Genomic DNA, 15,856 nt, shown 5'->3' on the forward strand with positions numbered 1-15,856 from the left:
GGCATGACGCTATTTGACTTCGACCAGGTGCCATTCTCCCGCCACCAGCGTTTTACAACGCTCTCCATGATGCGCGGCCGGGATGATGAACAGCACTGCTATCTACGCTATATTGCTGGTGGAGATGAACGACCAAGCCTGGGCCGCTTGTGCAAGCTGGAGTTTCTGAGCAAGGATGGCACAGTACTCACCCCTCAGTTCACGCTGTCTCCACATCGTCTGGATGTTGATCTGTTCTCAAATGAGAGAAAGCAGGGATATGTCAGCTTCTGCATTGGTGAGGGAGAACTGCTACATATCAAAGGGCAGGGCGTCTTACTGAAGTTCGCCTTGGAAGGCTCCCGTTATGATTACGCTTTCCAACACCCCAACGGAGACCAATGCATCGTTGCAGCAGGTGAAAACCTGCGGTTGACACCGTTCACAACAGCTGGTGATGCTGTTGTTGAAGGCAACTGGCGCCGCGATCATGCAGACAACGTTTCCCTGAACTTCTCTGGAGAGCAGTTTGAAGGTGGTATAATCCTTCACCGCCGCCTCTGTCCTGAAGTCGAGAAACAGTCCTTCGAAGAAGCTCAGGCAACATCTCGGCAAGCCTTTTTCAACTGGCATGGCAAGCAAGACCAAAGTGAAGCGGAGCAACTCGCCACCTACCTCCTTTGGGCAAACACTGTTCCTGCAGAAGGAGCGCTAACGCATCCGTCTACCTACATGTCCAAGAACCACATGATTAATATCTGGAGCTGGGACAACGCCTTTTCTGCAATCGGGCTTGCTGGTATCGATCCTGATCTGGCATTTAGTCAGTTCGCTGCAATTTTTGACTGGCAGGATGACAGCGGACTACTGCCAGATTTTGTGCACGATGCTGGCGCTTCCTTTGCATTCACAAAACCACCCGTCCACGGTTGGGCACTCCTGCACATCTTTGAAGCCTATCGTGATTGCTTTAACTCAGAGCAGCTCGTGTATCTCAGAGACAAGATGGAACGCCAGCTCAGCTATTGGCTCACGCATACACGCGCAAGTGAACAGGAGCTTCCCAGCTACTTTCACGGCAACGACAGTGGCTGGGACAACACCAGTTTCTTCGATCACGGCGGTCCGGTCGTTGGACCAGACCTGCCAACATTCCTATGCCTGACAGCCACCTGCATTGCGCGGCTCTACCGCACATCAGAAGACCCGAATACCGCGAGTAAGTATGATCATGTCAGTAAGCAACTGAAAGACCTGATGATAAACCAGCTATGGAACGGCAAGACCTTCGACTTCCGCAAACCTGCTCAGCCAGACTTGGTCTTGCCAGACACTAGCCTGGCGCAGTTTATGCCTCTTCTGCTTGGCAGTGATCTGCCAAGAGAGATTGCAGGCAAACTCATAGAAAGGTTCAATACTCAGGGCTTTCTCACTGAATGGGGACCTGCTACAGAAACCCCGCAAAGCACGTATTATGAGGCCGATGGGTATTGGCGTGGTCCAATATGGGCTCCAACGACTCTACTGATCTTTGACGGTTTGTGCCGGCAAGGCGAAATCCGGCTGGCTCACGAGCTGGCAAAGCGGTTCATGAAAACCTGCGAGGCCTCAGGAATGGCGGAAAACTTTGATGCCTTGACTGGAACCGGTCTTCGCGACAAAGCCTTCGCTTGGACATCTGCCGTTTATCTTCGTTTTCAGAATGTGCTTTCCAAAGCGCAACTGACCCCAGCTTGAGTACCCCATGGCGCAAAGACCGACGATCAAAACAATTGCTAAGGAAACCGGGCTTTCAACGGCAACAGTATCGAAAGCACTAAATGCCTCACCGCAGGTGCGCCCACGCACACGTGACAAAGTACTGCAAGCGGCTAAAGAGCTGGGATACGAACTTAACATCAGTGGAGTTCAACTCCGGACTGGCAAGACCTATCAGATAGCCATGATCACAGTCATTGCATCACCTGATGATGACGAATGGGCAGGTGTTGGTTACACGCAGCTGATCAGCGGAATATCCCGTGCAATTGAGCATACGCCTTACAGAGTTGTGCAGCATCAGGTTGCCAGTTTTGATGATAGCTTTGAGGTTATAAAACGCATCGTTCAAAACAAAAAAGCCGATGGAATCATCATCTCCGGAACGAGAGCAAATGATCCGCGCATCAGCTTCATGCAGGAGCAGGACTTTCCGTTTGTTACCTACGGAACCAGTGATGCCAGCGCACCCCATGCGTTTGTTGATACCGATAACCGCCGTATTGTGACGATCTGTGTTGAGCGTTTGCTCTCCAAAGGTCATCGCCGCATCGCGATGATCAATGCCAGAGAAGAGTTGAACTATACTCAAAACCGTATTGAGGCTTACAAAGCCGCACTGTCAAAGGCGGGCCAGACATTCGACCCTTCACTGCTTGCTTACGGGCGCCTGACACCGGCCTTCGGGCGAGAACAGCTTTTTGAAATGTCCATGTTTGATGAGCCGCCGACTGCCTACATCTGTGCCAATGAAGCAACCGCAATGGGGGTTCTGTCAGGCTTTCAGGTGCGTGGTATGGAGCATGGCCGGGATGCTGTCGTTATTGCGACAGATGACCTGAACGTGTCGCAGTATTTCTCACCGCCAATTACAACATGTTATCTCCCGATATCAAAGCCGAGCGAAACGCTGGGCAAGTTCATGCTGAACTTAATTGGCGGTGAGGATCCTATCAATCTCCAAAAATTGTTCGTACCAGACCTCATCGAACGCGGCGCAGATACCTGCAACTTGGAGAGACAGTAAGGGCTTTTCAGCCGCTCCCATCTGCAATCAGAGCAACATCCCTATACCCTTGCTTTGCAAGCGCCTCTGCACCGCGCCATGCGCGCAGGCCTGTGCGGCAGCAAAGGGTGATGCGGTGTGCAGGGTTAAAGTTGTGCTGGTCGAGTTCATCGGGGGCAAGACGCAGTGCGGTATTGCAGACAGGCTGGGGGGCTTCCAATGCATCTCGAAGCTCAATCACTACGTCGTCCTGCCTCAGTTCACTAACTGAGATAAAGGGTGCATGCCAGTCCGGTTCTTTGGCGTTGAGAAACGAAAAGCCACCGAACTCAAATCTCATTAAATCCAATGTAGTGAGACGACCCAATGGGCTGGGCGAAAAGCCTAACAGTACCGCTAAAGTCATTTGTGCCTGCATGGCTCCGATGCTCCCGACCGAAGGGCCGAGGACACCCGCACTGGCGCAATTGGCAGAGTTGGTTGGTGGGGAGGGGAAGACAGCTCGCAGTGATGGCGCACCACCACAAAAACCTCCCAGATAACCGGAGGTTCCAAGTGCAGAGGCTGAGATAAGCGGTTTGCTTTGTTGGTAGCACTCATCTGAGAGCGTGTAAGAGGCTGCAAACGTATCTGCAGCATCCACGATGATATCTGCCTGGGCAATCAGTCTGCCCGCATTTGCAGGATCCAGAGCAATGTTGAGCGCGCGTAGCTCCACCTCTGGGTTGTAGCCATGTAACCGAGCTGCTGCGGCATAGGCCTTGCTCTCCCCCACATTTGCCGGTGAATACAAAGGCTGTCGATGCAGATTACTCTCTTCAATCATATCGGGATCAACAATCGTGATAATGCCCACACCGGCACCGGTAAGATATTGCAGGACAGGGCAGCCTAAACCGCCAGCACCAACAACGAGGACATGAGCAGATCGCAACCGCTGTTGTCCTGCTGTCCCAACTTCAGACAAGAGCATCTGGCGGTCATAACGCGTCATTGCTTGCAAGCCTCCACCCATTCCTGTGTTCGGGTAATTGGATCGTGTGCCTGTAAAATGTCAGTCACCACCGCTGCGCTATCAGCACCAGCTTCAAACACACCGGCAAGTCGCTCCGGTGTTAATCCACCTATGGCAACAAGAGGTGTCTTGCCAACCATCTGTTTCCAGCGGCTGACACGCTCCAAACCTTGTGGAGCCCACTTCATTTTCTTCAGCTTGGTTGGATAGACCGGGCCCAGAGCGACATACTCGGGCTTGAAGGAGAGGGCGCGATCCAACTCGGCCTCATCATGGGTGGAAAGACCAAAGCGAACACCAGCCTTCTGGAGTGCAGCAAAGTCAGCACTGTCCATGTCTTCCTGCCCAAGATGAACGAAATCACAGCCAAGTTCTAATGCCAGCTCCCAATAGTCATTGATGATCAGTTGAACACCATGTTGACGGCAATAGTCACGAGCCTGTGCAATTTGCAGACGAACAACCTGTTCAGGTTGGTCTTTGATCCGTAGTTGAACAAGCTTCACGCCGTGAGGGACAAGCTGTTCAATCCAGTCCGCGTCTCCGGCAATCAGATAAAACCGTTCCATCAGAGCAACTCCGCCATGCCAAGGATTGGGGTAGAGGGAACCGCCATGTCGCGTGGGTCCATAGGGTCTGCGATGTTTCCATTCCGCCCTGCTTCAATTGCCTGTGCCATGGCCTGCGCCATCAAAACCGGGTCACCCGCTTTGGCAACTGCGGTGTTGAGTAGAACAGCATCCATGCCAAGCTCCATTGCACGCATGGCGTCAGAGGGACGCCCAATACCAGCATCCACGATCAAGGGTACATCCGGAAAATGCGCCCGCATGGCCCGCAAGGCCTCAGGATTTCGCAGGCCCTGACCAGACCCGATGGGAGCCCCCCACGGCATCAGCAGTTTGCATCCGGCTTCCAACAACTTTTCGCCAACCACAAGATCATCAGTTGTGTATGGAAACACCTTGAAACCATCTGCACAGAGAATCCTCGCAGCTTCGACCAACCCAAAGATATCGGGCTGTAAGGTGTCTGAGTTGCCGATAACCTCTAGCTTGATCCAGTCGGTTCCAAACAACTCGCGAGCCATCTGTGCAGTAACAACGGCTTCTTGCACGCTATGGCACCCAGCGGTGTTGGGCAGAATTCTGCAGCCACTATCTTTCAATAGCCCCCAGAAACCAGCTCCAGAACCGTCAGCGGTTTCGCGCCGCAAAGAGACCGTGATGATCTCTGTTCTGCTGGTCTCAATTGCTTTTTGCAGTACCGCAGGAGAGGGATATTGCGCTGTTCCTAGCAACAGCCGGGAACTAATGTCTGTACCATAAAGCTGCATGTTACCCTCCCTGCATAGGCGCAAGAACTTCCAGTCGATCGCCTTCTGAAAGGGATGTCACAGAGTAGTCCTCACGAGGAACAAAACGGCCGTTCAAAGCCGTCGCAACAGCGGGGCTGGTGAACTCCAGCTCCGTAAGAGCATCCTCCAACGTTTCGTTGGTGACCTCGCGTGGTTCCGCATTCACGATGATCTTCATACGCAAGCCTCCTTCAAAAGATGTTGTGCTGCTTGCTGTGCCAGTGCTGGTGCAAGCAGAAAACCGTGGCGGTAAAGCCCGTTGAGGTGAAGAGACCCGTCATGCTCGATCAGTCGAGGCAAGTTGTCTGGAAACGCTGGACGCAATCCCGCTCCAATTTCAACCACACTGGCCTCGGCAAAGGCAGGGTGAATGGCAAAGGCTGTGCTCAGCATTTCTGTAAGGGAGCGAAGAGTAGGAGGACGTTCAGAATTACTCTCCACCATGGTCCCGCCAATCATGAATAAACCATCAGCCCGCGGGACCAGATAAAGCGGCATACGTGGGTGTAAGAGCCGGATGACACGGGAAAGCTGAACCTCAGGACAATGCAAAATCGCCATCTCACCGCGCACAGCCCGCAAGTCAGGAAGGCTGGATGCGGTTGCTGTGCAATTGAGATTGACCCGCTCAGGTGCAGTCCTTCCATATTGGATCTCTACCCCAAGCTCCTGAACAGCCCCTGTCAGGTCAGCCAGTGCCTGCCGTGGGTCCAGATGAGCTTCCTCTTTGAAAAACAGCCCACGCTCAAAGCGTCCAGCCAATGCTGGCTCCAGCTCTGAGATCGCTTGACCGTTCACCTCGGTAAAGTGTGAGGTCCGCCGTGCAAAACGGGTCAGCTCGGCCTGATCGCGCGGCGGAGTAACCACCAGCGTTCCGTGCCGGGTCACAAGCGTTACCTGAGACCACCAATCAGCGGCTTGCACCCCAAGTGTAACAACGTCTTCTTCTGCGCTTTCACGCTCGCAAAACGGAGCAAGCATGCCGCCGGCAAACCGTGCGACACTGCTTTCGCCCGGTTTAGCGGATTTTTCAAAGATAGTGACGGATGCACCGCGCTTTGCTAGCTCATAGGCGGAAGCCAGCCCCGCAAGGCCGGCTCCTGCAATCGTAATCACTGCTCTGTCCCTTCAAGTGGCAGGTACAACTTGCCGCCTTCGCGGAACTTGGCTGCCATAGCCTCCATACCTTCCTTCTGGGCCTCCGCGCGGATATCGTGCGAGATCCGCATGGAACAGAACTTAGGTCCGCACATAGAGCAGAAATGAGCCACTTTATGCGCGTCTTTCGGCAGAGTTTCATCGTGGAACTCTCGCGCAGTATCGGGATCGAGAGAGAGGTTGAATTGATCCTCCCAGCGGAATTCAAAGCGAGCACGAGATAAGGCATCATCCCGCCGCTGGGCACCCGGCAATCCTTTCGCAAGATCAGCGGCGTGAGCTGCAATCTTATAGGTAATCACACCGGTTTTCACATCATCCCGGTCCGGCAACCCTAAATGCTCTTTCGGTGTCACATAGCAAAGCATGGCGCAGCCAAACCACCCGATCATCGCAGCACCGATGCCGGAGGTGATGTGATCATATCCGGGCGCGATATCCGTGGTGAGAGGGCCAAGCGTGTAAAACGGTGCTTCATGGCAGCATTCCAGCTGCTTATCCATGTTCTCTTTGATCTTGTGCATGGCCACATGACCCGGGCCTTCAATCATCACCTGACAATCCTTGGCCCATGCAATCTTGGTCAGCTCCCCAAGCGTCTCCAACTCGGCAAACTGGGCTTCATCATTTGCATCTGCAATGGAACCCGGACGCAATCCATCACCAAGAGAAAACGCCACATCGTACTGGCGGCAAATATCGCAGATCTCGTCAAAGTGCTCATAGAGGAAGCTGTCTTTGTGATGATGCAGACACCACTTCGCCATGATGGAACCGCCACGGGAGACAATCCCCGTCACGCGATTAACGGTCATCGGCACCATGTGAAGGCGCACGCCAGCATGGATGGTGAAGTAATCAACCCCTTGCTCTGCCTGCTCAATCAACGTGTCGCGGAAGATTTCCCAAGTCAGATCTTCCGCAACTCCATTCACCTTCTCAAGTGCCTGATAAAGCGGGACGGTCCCAATCGGTACAGGACTGTTGCGGATGATCCATTCACGGGTGTTGTGAATGTTACGACCGGTAGACAGATCCATCACCGTGTCAGCACCCCAGCGGATCGACCACACCATCTTGTCGACTTCCTCTTCCATGGAGGAGGTAACAGCAGATGTACCCATATTGGCGTTGATCTTGACCAGAAAGTTCCGCCCGATGATCATCGGCTCACTCTCAGGGTGGTTGATGTTCGACGGAATGATCGCGCGGCCAGCTGCCACTTCATCACGTACAAACTCTGGTGTTACATAATCTGGAATGCTCGCACCCCAGTCATTGCCACACCGCTCTTCTGCAACCGCTTCCCGCAACTGGTTTTCGCGGATGGCGATAAACTCCATCTCCGGTGTGATAATGCCAGCGCGGGCATAAGCCAGCTGGGTGACGGCTTTACCGTCCTTTCCGCGCAAGGGGCGAGGCTTCACCGGAAACTCAGGAACAAGCCGGTCGCCTTTCACAAAACCATTGTCTTCAGGTTTAATCTCGCGGCCATCATACTCCTCAGTGTCACCGCGCACCTCAATCCACTTGCGCCGTAGAGCAGGCAAACCTTCAGAAATATTCGTTGTTGCCGTTGGGTCTGTGTATGGGCCGGAACTATCATAGACTGGCAGCGGTGGTTCACCTGCTGTCGGGTGAACGCTGATTTCGCGCATGGGCACAAGCACGTCTTCGTGCAAGCTGCCACGAACATAGATTTTGCGCGCTGCTGGCAAAGCGCCTGTGGTGATGGATGGGTTCGGCGTCGTCATAATGGTGCTCCTCAAGTTCATAACTCGAAAAAGACACCAGATGAGTTTTGGCTGGGAAACGGCAGAAAGAACTTCTGCTGCTAAGATCGCGGTTGTTACACTGGCCCTTCAAACAGGCCCCGCGACCCGTGCTTCCTACGCCAGTATCAACTGGGTCAGGTTCTAAGGGTCGCGTCGCCGAGCTTGCGCTCTGTCAGCCTCTCAGTCTCCTTGGTGAGACTCCCCTGCAGACATGATTTTGCTAGAACGATTATGAACTAGTGTCAAGGCAGGTTCGGTTCAGGCGAGGTTCAGAAATCTTTTGTAAGTTGGATTTTATGAGAGGGGAGTCGCTGACACTTATTGGATTTTGCGGTTTGCGTTCCTATCTCTCATCTAAGAATTTCACATCTGGATATCGCGAAAAATAATATCAACGAATGCTTGAAAACTATTCTCTCCCATCCGTTTTAGCTGGCCCGATCTTGCGTCGACTGGAAACCTCACGTTTAACATTCTGGCTCGCAGTGCGCGCTCCGGCAGATGTGAAACTGGATTTGCTCCCACAAGGCCGTGAGCCGCAAACCTACGAGCTGACGAAAGCGCAAACTGAGGTAAACCTGATCTCAGCAGGGGTACATCTCCATTACCTCCTGATCGATCTACCTCTCCAAAGCCCTCTACCGCATGACACTTGGATCAGTTACCGCCTTGCTCTGCGTATGGAGGATGATGAGGAGGCTGGGTGGCAGGATCATTCCGTATGGGCTCCTGATCTCTGCTATGAAAATCAGGAACTCCCAGGCTTTCTGCTAAGCTCAAAAGTTTCCTCACTCCTGCACGGGTCTTGCCGCAAACCACATCACGAATCCGGCGATGGTCTGGTCGCAGCTGATCTGTTTCTGGCAAAGCACATCAGAGCTGAGAAGGGCACCAAAGTTGATAAGGAAAAATGGCCAGCTGCCCTCGTGATGAGTGGCGATCAGATTTACTCAGATGATGTTGCTGGCCCCATGCTGCGAGCTATCCATGTGCTTATCGAAAAACTCGGTATCACTGAGGAACAGCTGGCGGGCTTGGAAAGCAAAGTGCCTGATAAGGCATCAGATTTCTACCAGCACGGCGACACCTACTACCGCCGCGAAAAATTTCTCCCAAGTCTGGAGAAAAACCGAAAGCTCTGGCTTGTCTTGTTCGGTGGCGTAGAAAAACCGATCTTCACTGCTGATCACGCCCATAACCATCTGATCACACTTGCTGAATTCTTGGCAATGTACCTCCTCGTCTGGTCTCCGGCGCTATGGGGACTGGTTGAGACAGATGCCCCCGAAGGACTGACACCAGAAGAAGCAGAGCTCTATGAGAGCGAACAGAAAATCCTGAAGGAGTTTGTTGTTGGCCTCAGTCAGGTGCGCCGCCTGTTTGCCCATCTTCCGGTCGCGATGATCTTTGATGACCATGATGTCACTGATGATTGGAACCTCAACCGTGACTGGGAAGAGACCGCCTACGGCCATCCGTTCTCCCGACGGATCATTGGCAATGCCTTGTGTGCCTATATGCTCAATCAGGGGTGGGGCAACCGACCTGAAGCGTTCTCAGGTAGAACACTTGAAGCGATGACGCGAGCTGTCACGGTGCCCGGCACAAACAGCTACGATGAGTTTCTGGAGCATCTCTTCGCCTTTGAAAACTGGGACTATCACTGGGAACTAGACCCACCACTGCTGGTGTTGGATACGCGCACACGCCGATGGAGATCAGAGCGGGCAGGGTATCTACCCTCGGGTCTTCTGGACTGGGAAGCGGTCACAGATTTACAACGATCTCTGCGCGGAAAAGACGCCGTGCTACTCGTCTCCGCAGCTCCGATCTTCGGCGTAAAGCTGATCGAAACGTTGCAGAAGCTGCTCACGTTCATGGGCAAGCCGCTCATGGTGGATGCGGAATACTGGATGGCACATCCGGGAACGGCAGATGGCATTTTGAACGTGTTCCGCCACCGCAAAACGCCAGATCGTTTTACGATCCTTTCTGGTGATGTGCACTATTCCTTTGTTTACGATGTCGAGTTACGCGGACATTCTCGTGGGCCTGACATCTGGCAAATCTGCAGCAGTGGCATCAAAAACGAGTTCCCGGCCAAACTGCTTGATAAACTCGACCATCTGAACCGCTGGCTCTATGCGCCTCGCTCTCCCTTGAACTGGCTCACCAGACGACGTGGCATGAAGGTTATTCCGCGCAAACCTGTGGGCACGCATCATGGCCGACGCTTGCTGAATGCAAGTGGCATTGGATTAGTTGAGTTTGATGAACACGGCGGCCCAGATCAAATCAGCCAGTTGCTGCCTGATGGACGTCAGGTCGTCTTTGTACGCCGCGAAGAAGAAGCACGCTGGGATTGACCAAGAAAAAACTAGGTCCAAAACAATACCTGTGGCCTGCAATTGTCACAGGTAACTGTTAGAAATCTATTGGGATTACGCAAGTTGCGGGTCTTTTCTAATATATCATTGCCATATCGTGAGTTGTTGGTATGCTATTGGTATCAGGGAGAGTCTCGTGTCCAGCATATCCAAAAAAGTGGGGTTTCCAGAACATTCCAATCCGCAGGAGTGGCGTGAAACCGAGCAAAGATCTTCACGTTATGCAGGCTTGGAAACATGGGGGACTGACGAAGTCCTCAAAGCCTTGCTGGGTGGTCAAATGCAAGCCCTCAACGCTGTTTGGTCTGCGTTGGGAGAGCTGGAAGCCGCAGTGGATGCTGCTGCCCAAAGACTGCAGGGAACCGAAGGTCGACTTGTCTACGTCGGCGCAGGGACCTCAGGCAGACTGGGCGTTCTGGATGGCATTGAACTCATCCCTACATTTGGCTGGCCAGAGCATCGCCTGATCTATGGTCTGGCAGGCGGTGAAGCTGGATTGTTACGCCCGCAGGAAGGCGCTGAGGACAGCGAAGAAGCAGGCCGTGCTTTCATTTTGGAGAATAATGTCAGCGCTTCTGATGTCGTTTTAGGTGTTGCAGCAAGCGGCACCACACCTTTTACCCGCTCTGCCATTCAAACCGCCAGAGGCGCGGGGGCTTTGACCATATCACTGGCAAACAATCCGCAAAGCCCGTTACTGGCCGATGCTGAGCATGAAATCCTGTTAAGGACGGGCCCTGAAGTTTTGGCAGGATCAACCAGATTATCCGCAGGTACCAGCCAAAAGGCGGCGCTCAACCTATTCTCTACAGCGCTTATGGTTCGGTTGAAAAAGGTATATCGCGGCTACATGGTGGATATGCAGCTGACCAACATCAAGCTTGATCAACGCGCCAAAGACATGGTGGTCTCACTCACCGTTTGCTCTCAGGAAAAAGCCGCTGCGGCCCTGCATGAAAGCGGAAGCCAGATTAAACTGGCTGTCTTGCTGGTGCTGGGAGCAACAAAACAACAGGCCACCAATGTATTGAATGAAACTCAGGGAGATTTGGGAGAATCTCTTCGGGTGCTTGGGTTACATCAACCTGATTGATTTATGCGCGCATTGCGACCCGTTTAGATCGTAATGCGCCAACAGGAATATTCGCCCGCTGGGGGGCAGGCGAGTTGCGATATCGACGGTTTTTCAAGGCGGTATTCGATTATTTGTTATGGGAGGAAATAATGAAACACTATTTGTCATCAGGCATTGCTGCATCTTTGCTTTTGGGCTCCGCATCCTTTGCTTTTGCTGCTTCAGAACTGACAATTGAGAGCTGGCGTAACGACGACTTGAGCATCTGGCAGGAAACCATCCTGCCTGCGTTTATGAAGGCACATCCAGAGGTCAAAATCAGATTCTCGCCAACAGCTCCAACGCAATACAACGCTGCACTGAATGCAAAACTGGAAGGTGGAACCGCTGGTGATCTGATCACATGCCGTCCGTTTGATGGGGCGTTGGATCTTTACAGCAAAGGTTACCTGAAGAACCTGCAGGGCATGGCAACCCTCGACAACTTCCCGGATTCAGCAAAAGGGGCGTGGAGCACAGATGATGGCAGCGCAACCTTCTGCGTGCCAATGGCCGCTGTGATCCACGGCTTCATCTACAACAAGGATGCTTTTGCTGAAGTCGGTGTTGAACCACCGAAAACTCAGGCAGAGTTCATTGCTGTTCTCGACAAGATCAAGGAAGACGGCAATTATATCCCAATGGCAATGGGTACGTTGGATCAGTGGGAATCCGCTGCAATGGGCTATCAGAACATTGGGCCAATGTACTGGAAAGGTGAGGAAGGTCGTAAGGCAGTCGTTGCTGGCACCGGCAAGTTGACGGATGATGGCTGGGTAAAGCCGTTTGAAGTACTGGCAAGCTGGGGGCCGTACCTTGGGGATGGCTATGAAGCTCAATCCTATCCGGATAGCCAGACACTGTTCACACTGGGCCGCGCTGCAATCTATCCATCAGGCTCTTGGGAAATTGCAGGCTTCAACCGCGATTCAGACTTCAAGCTTGGCGCCTTCCGTCCACCTCTGCCAGCAGAGGGTGACAGCTGCTACATCTCAGACCACACTGACATCGGCATTGGCCTGAATGCAGCCTCGCCAAATTCTGAAGCTGCCATGAAGTTCCTTGAGTGGATGGGCACCAAAGAGTTCGCAGAACTCTATTCCAACGCTGTGCCGGGCTTCTTCTCCTTGTCCAAGCATGAGATCTCGCTCACTGATCCACTGGCGGACGAGTTCATCTCCTGGCGTAAAGACTGTCAGTCCACCAACCGCTCTGCGGCACAGATCGTTTCTCGCGGTACTCCAAACCTCTGGAACGAAATGTGGGTCGTGTCTGCAAACGTCATCAATGGCAAGCAGACACCTGCGGACGCAGCGAACCAGCTTCAGAAGGGCCTGAGTGCCTGGTACGAACCTCAGATGGATTAAGCCATCTCTCTGACTGAATACAAAACAGCAGATGTGCGGACTGACCGCGCATCTGCATTGCAATGAGAGATGATGGAATTGGAACAGGACCTTATGGTCAGTGAGCGGAAGAAGAAGCCGTTCCGCTGGCATGTACTTGTCTTTTTGGCACCGGCAGTCATCGTTTACACGATGATTATGATCCTGCCGCTGGCAGAAACCCTGCGCTTTTCGTTCTTCCAAAGAGATACGACAACGCAAGTGATCTCGTTTGTCGGCTTGGAAAACTACATCAAGCTGTTCTTCGATCCGTACTGGGTCAAGCCGTTCCTCAATTCGCTTTGGAACAACTGCTATTTCTTCCTGATCCATATGTTGGTGCAAAATCCGATCGGTGTCTTGATTGCGGCTTTGCTCTCCATGGTGCATCTGCCGGGCAAGAAGTTTTATCGCACAGCCATCTTCATGCCGACCCTTCTGTCCTTCGTTGTCGTCGGGTTCGTCTGGAAGCTCATGCTCTCCCCGCTATGGGGTGTTTCCAAAGGTCTGATGAAGTCTGTCGGGGTTGGCAGTTGGTATCTACCGTTCCTGGGTAAAGAGGAGACAGCGCTGACTACACTTTCTCTCATCTCTGTCTGGCAGTTCATCGGCATTCCAATGATGCTGATTTATGCTGCGCTTCTTTCTATTCCCGACGAGGTGATTGAAGCCGCAGAATGTGATGGCGTGACCGGTATCTCCCAGTTCTTCAAGATCAAGCTGGTCCTGATCCTGCCAACCATCGGCATCATCTCTATCCTAACCTTCGTGGGCAACTTCAACGCGTTTGACTTGATCTACACCACGCAGGGGCCGCTTGCGGGGCCAAATTTCTCGACAGACCTGCTGGGCACGATCTTGTATCGAACGTTTTACGGGCAACAGTTGCAACCCGGTGACCCCAACATGGGTGCCGCCATTGCGACGGTGATGTTCTTCATCATCCTGATGGGTGTTGCTGTCTATCTCTTCTTTATTCAGCGCAAGCTGACCCGCTACGAGATGTGAGGCGCAAATGGCTATTTCTCGTGCAAGACGAAACCGAATGGCAGAACTGGGAGCGCATGTAATCCTGCTCACGTTTGCAGTGATCGCGCTTTTCCCTGTTCTTCTCATTCTCATCAATTCGCTCAAAACCAAAAAAGCAATCTTCCGCAAGCCCTTGGAACTCCCAACCTCCGAAACATTGGATCTGGTTGGGTATTCAACAGTGCTGCAGCAAGGCAACTTCCCGCTATATTTCTGGAACTCGCTGTTCGTGACCGGCGCAAGCTTGTGTCTCATTCTCCTGTTTGGGGCAATGGCAGCCTTTGCACTCAGTGAATACAAGTTCCGCGGTAATCGCCTCATGGGTCTTTATATGGCGCTGGGCATTATGATCCCGATCCGTCTGGGAACTGTCGGAATTCTCCGCCTAATGGTCGCAACAGATCTCGTGAACACGCATTGGGCACTCATACTGGTCTACACAGCGCAAGGCCTGCCACTGGCGATTTTCATTCTCTCCGAGTTCATGTCGACAGTGTCATCAGACCTCAAATCTGCTGGCCGGATTGATGGCCTTTCAGAATACTCCATCTTCTTACGCCTCGTGTTGCCTCTCATCAGACCCGCAATGGCAACAGTGGCTGTCTTCTCTATGATCCCGATTTGGAATGATCTCTGGTTCCCCCTCGTTCTGGCCCCTGCAGAGCATACCAAAACACTCACACTGGGCGCTCAGGTGTTTGTTGGGCAATATTCCAACAACTGGAATGCAATTCTCGCGGCGATGGCGCTGGCAGTCATTCCGGTCCTCATTCTCTACACGCTCTTCTCACGTCAACTCATTCGGGGCCTAACATCTGGAGCAGTCAAATGAGTGAGAGACCTATTCGCGTTCTTGTGGCCGGCCTCGGAAATATGGGAAAGTCACATGCTCTGGCGTATGAGGCCAATCCGGAATTTGAGATTGTAGGACTGGTCAATCGATCACCAGTAGAACTGCCCGAAGAGTTGAGGCACTACGTAATCCAATCTGATTTCGCGCAGGCTCTGGTTGAAACCAAACCCGCTCTTGTGTCCATCTGCACCTATTCAGACAGTCATGCCGAATACGCAGTCATGGCGATGGAAGCAGGGGCAGATGTGTTTGTAGAAAAGCCACTGGCAACCACTCTGGAAGATGCTCAAAGTGTCGTGGAAACTGCTCGCAAGCTGGGACGTAAACTGGTGGTTGGTTATATCCTGCGCCATCACCCATCTTGGACAACCCTTATAAAGCAGTCGCGCAAACTGGGCGGGCCTTACGTCTTCCGCATGAACCTCAATCAGCAATCCAGCGGCGCAACATGGCAAACCCACAAACAGCTGATGCAAACAACATCGCCCATCGTGGACTGCGGAGTGCACTACATCGATGTCATGTGTCAGATCACCGATGCAAAGCCCGTTGAAGTGCGTGGCATGGGCGTGCGTTTGAGTGATGAACTTCCCGAGGACATGTACAATTACGGCCATCTGCAAGTCCTGTTCGAGGACGGCTCCGTCGGTTGGTACGAGGCTGGGTGGGGCCCGATGATGTCGGAAACTGCGTTCTTCGTAAAAGATGTCGTCTCGAAAAATGGCAGCGTCTCGATTGTCATGGAAGGCGAGGCCCGTTCGGACGATATCGACATGCACACCAAAACCTCCACCATCCGGGTTCATTACGGAGAAACGGATGCGAACGGCGAGTTTGCACGCAAAGACGATGTACTCAGCATGGATGGTGAACCGGGGCATCAGGCGCTGTGTGATCGCGAGCAAGCCTTTGTGCTCACAGCTATCCGTGAAGGGCTGAATTTAGAAGATCACATGAATGCAGCGGTAAATTCTCTGGCTGTCGTATTGGCGGCAGATCAGGCTGTGCGCACGGGCACAGCTCAGAAACTGGACTTGTAA

Annotated in this window: 14 protein-coding genes and 1 riboswitch; of the genes, 8 read left to right on the top strand and 6 right to left on the bottom strand. The window is 52.9% G+C overall.

What is annotated here, in order from left to right:
- The first annotated feature begins 3 nt into the window (after nt 1–3).
- Nucleotides 4–1,716 carry an amylo-alpha-1,6-glucosidase gene (locus PsAD5_RS02210; RefSeq protein WP_063290925.1) on the top strand — a complete coding sequence of 571 codons (1,713 nt, stop codon included), beginning with the start codon at nt 4–6 and terminating at the stop codon, nt 1,714–1,716.
- A gap of 7 nt (nt 1,717–1,723) precedes the next feature.
- Complete coding sequence (locus PsAD5_RS02215; protein WP_063290926.1) at nt 1,724–2,764, top strand: LacI family transcriptional regulator; 1,041 nt, start codon at nt 1,724–1,726, stop codon at nt 2,762–2,764.
- 7 nt (nt 2,765–2,771) lie between these two features.
- On the opposite strand, the gene PsAD5_RS02220 is transcribed toward PsAD5_RS02215, so the two are convergent.
- From PsAD5_RS02220 to thiC, 6 genes are read right to left on the bottom strand one after another with little or no spacing between them, the layout of a single operon-like run.
- Nucleotides 2,772–3,737, bottom strand: coding sequence for a HesA/MoeB/ThiF family protein (locus PsAD5_RS02220; RefSeq protein ID WP_063290927.1), 966 nt, complete (start codon nt 3,735–3,737; stop codon nt 2,772–2,774).
- Entirely contained in the window at nt 3,734–4,327 is a 594-nt protein-coding gene (locus tag PsAD5_RS02225) for a thiamine phosphate synthase (protein ID WP_063290928.1), read from the bottom strand. Before PsAD5_RS02225 ends, PsAD5_RS02220 begins: the two co-directional genes overlap by 4 nt.
- The gene (locus tag PsAD5_RS02230; protein WP_063290929.1) at nt 4,327–5,094 is read right to left on the bottom strand and encodes a thiazole synthase; all 768 of its coding nucleotides are present in this window, start codon (nt 5,092–5,094) and stop codon (nt 4,327–4,329) included. The genes PsAD5_RS02225 and PsAD5_RS02230 overlap by 1 nt, the downstream gene beginning before the upstream one ends.
- A 1-nt stretch (nt 5,095) precedes the next feature.
- On the bottom strand, nt 5,096–5,293 hold the full coding sequence (gene thiS / locus PsAD5_RS02235; protein WP_063290930.1) for a sulfur carrier protein ThiS: 198 nt from the start codon (nt 5,291–5,293) through the stop codon (nt 5,096–5,098).
- Nucleotides 5,290–6,231: an FAD-dependent oxidoreductase gene (locus PsAD5_RS02240; protein WP_063290931.1), complete on the bottom strand. Its 942-nt coding sequence runs from the start codon at nt 6,229–6,231 to the stop codon at nt 5,290–5,292. Before PsAD5_RS02240 ends, thiS begins: the two co-directional genes overlap by 4 nt.
- Nucleotides 6,228–8,027, bottom strand: coding sequence for a phosphomethylpyrimidine synthase ThiC (gene thiC / locus PsAD5_RS02245; protein ID WP_063290932.1), 1,800 nt, complete (start codon nt 8,025–8,027; stop codon nt 6,228–6,230). Before thiC ends, PsAD5_RS02240 begins: the two co-directional genes overlap by 4 nt.
- A gap of 115 nt (nt 8,028–8,142) precedes the next feature.
- A riboswitch (TPP riboswitch) is annotated at nt 8,143–8,263 on the bottom strand.
- Between the two features lie 183 nt (nt 8,264–8,446).
- Between thiC and PsAD5_RS02250 the strand changes: the two genes are divergently transcribed.
- The 6 genes from PsAD5_RS02250 to PsAD5_RS02275 all read left to right on the top strand — a co-directional run bounded on the left by PsAD5_RS02250 (nt 8,447) and on the right by PsAD5_RS02275 (nt 15,856).
- Nucleotides 8,447–10,414 carry a hypothetical protein gene (locus PsAD5_RS02250; RefSeq protein ID WP_063290933.1) on the top strand — a complete coding sequence of 656 codons (1,968 nt, stop codon included), beginning with the start codon at nt 8,447–8,449 and terminating at the stop codon, nt 10,412–10,414.
- Between the two features lie 166 nt (nt 10,415–10,580).
- Nucleotides 10,581–11,528 carry an N-acetylmuramic acid 6-phosphate etherase gene (locus tag PsAD5_RS02255; RefSeq protein ID WP_063286835.1) on the top strand — a complete coding sequence of 316 codons (948 nt, stop codon included), beginning with the start codon at nt 10,581–10,583 and terminating at the stop codon, nt 11,526–11,528.
- A gap of 131 nt (nt 11,529–11,659) precedes the next feature.
- On the top strand, nt 11,660–12,916 hold the full coding sequence (locus PsAD5_RS02260) for an ABC transporter substrate-binding protein (RefSeq protein WP_063290934.1): 1,257 nt from the start codon (nt 11,660–11,662) through the stop codon (nt 12,914–12,916).
- A 72-nt stretch (nt 12,917–12,988) separates the two neighbouring features.
- Nucleotides 12,989–13,942, top strand: coding sequence for a carbohydrate ABC transporter permease (locus tag PsAD5_RS02265; RefSeq protein WP_244272055.1), 954 nt, complete (start codon nt 12,989–12,991; stop codon nt 13,940–13,942).
- Between the two features lie 7 nt (nt 13,943–13,949).
- Complete coding sequence (locus PsAD5_RS02270; protein WP_161831357.1) at nt 13,950–14,795, top strand: carbohydrate ABC transporter permease; 846 nt, start codon at nt 13,950–13,952, stop codon at nt 14,793–14,795.
- A complete protein-coding gene (locus tag PsAD5_RS02275) occupies nt 14,792–15,856 on the top strand; it encodes a Gfo/Idh/MocA family protein (protein WP_063290935.1) in 1,065 nt (354 codons plus the stop codon). Before PsAD5_RS02270 ends, PsAD5_RS02275 begins: the two co-directional genes overlap by 4 nt.

Origin of the sequence: Pseudovibrio sp. Ad5, from assembly GCF_001623095.1 — a bacterium.
In the GTDB taxonomy this organism is placed as follows: Bacteria; Pseudomonadota; Alphaproteobacteria; order Rhizobiales; family Stappiaceae; genus Pseudovibrio.

Bases quoted from the DNA above. Each gene is read 5' to 3' on its own strand.
- PsAD5_RS02265 (WP_244272055.1), top strand. From the start codon at position 12,989: ATGGAATTGGAACAGGACCTTATGGTCAGTGAGCGGAAGAAGAAGCCG.
- thiS (WP_063290930.1), bottom strand. From the start codon at position 5,293: ATGAAGATCATCGTGAATGCGGAACCACGCGAGGTCACCAACGAAACG.
- PsAD5_RS02210 (WP_063290925.1), top strand. From the start codon at position 4: ATGACGCTATTTGACTTCGACCAGGTGCCATTCTCCCGCCACCAGCGT.
- PsAD5_RS02250 (WP_063290933.1), top strand. From the start codon at position 8,447: ATGCTTGAAAACTATTCTCTCCCATCCGTTTTAGCTGGCCCGATCTTG.
- PsAD5_RS02225 (WP_063290928.1), bottom strand. From the start codon at position 4,327: ATGGAACGGTTTTATCTGATTGCCGGAGACGCGGACTGGATTGAACAG.
- PsAD5_RS02230 (WP_063290929.1), bottom strand. From the start codon at position 5,094: ATGCAGCTTTATGGTACAGACATTAGTTCCCGGCTGTTGCTAGGAACA.
- thiC (WP_063290932.1), bottom strand. From the start codon at position 8,027: ATGACGACGCCGAACCCATCCATCACCACAGGCGCTTTGCCAGCAGCG.
- PsAD5_RS02215 (WP_063290926.1), top strand. From the start codon at position 1,724: ATGGCGCAAAGACCGACGATCAAAACAATTGCTAAGGAAACCGGGCTT.
- PsAD5_RS02275 (WP_063290935.1), top strand. From the start codon at position 14,792: ATGAGTGAGAGACCTATTCGCGTTCTTGTGGCCGGCCTCGGAAATATG.
- PsAD5_RS02260 (WP_063290934.1), top strand. From the start codon at position 11,660: ATGAAACACTATTTGTCATCAGGCATTGCTGCATCTTTGCTTTTGGGC.
- PsAD5_RS02270 (WP_161831357.1), top strand. From the start codon at position 13,950: ATGGCTATTTCTCGTGCAAGACGAAACCGAATGGCAGAACTGGGAGCG.
- PsAD5_RS02220 (WP_063290927.1), bottom strand. From the start codon at position 3,737: ATGACGCGTTATGACCGCCAGATGCTCTTGTCTGAAGTTGGGACAGCA.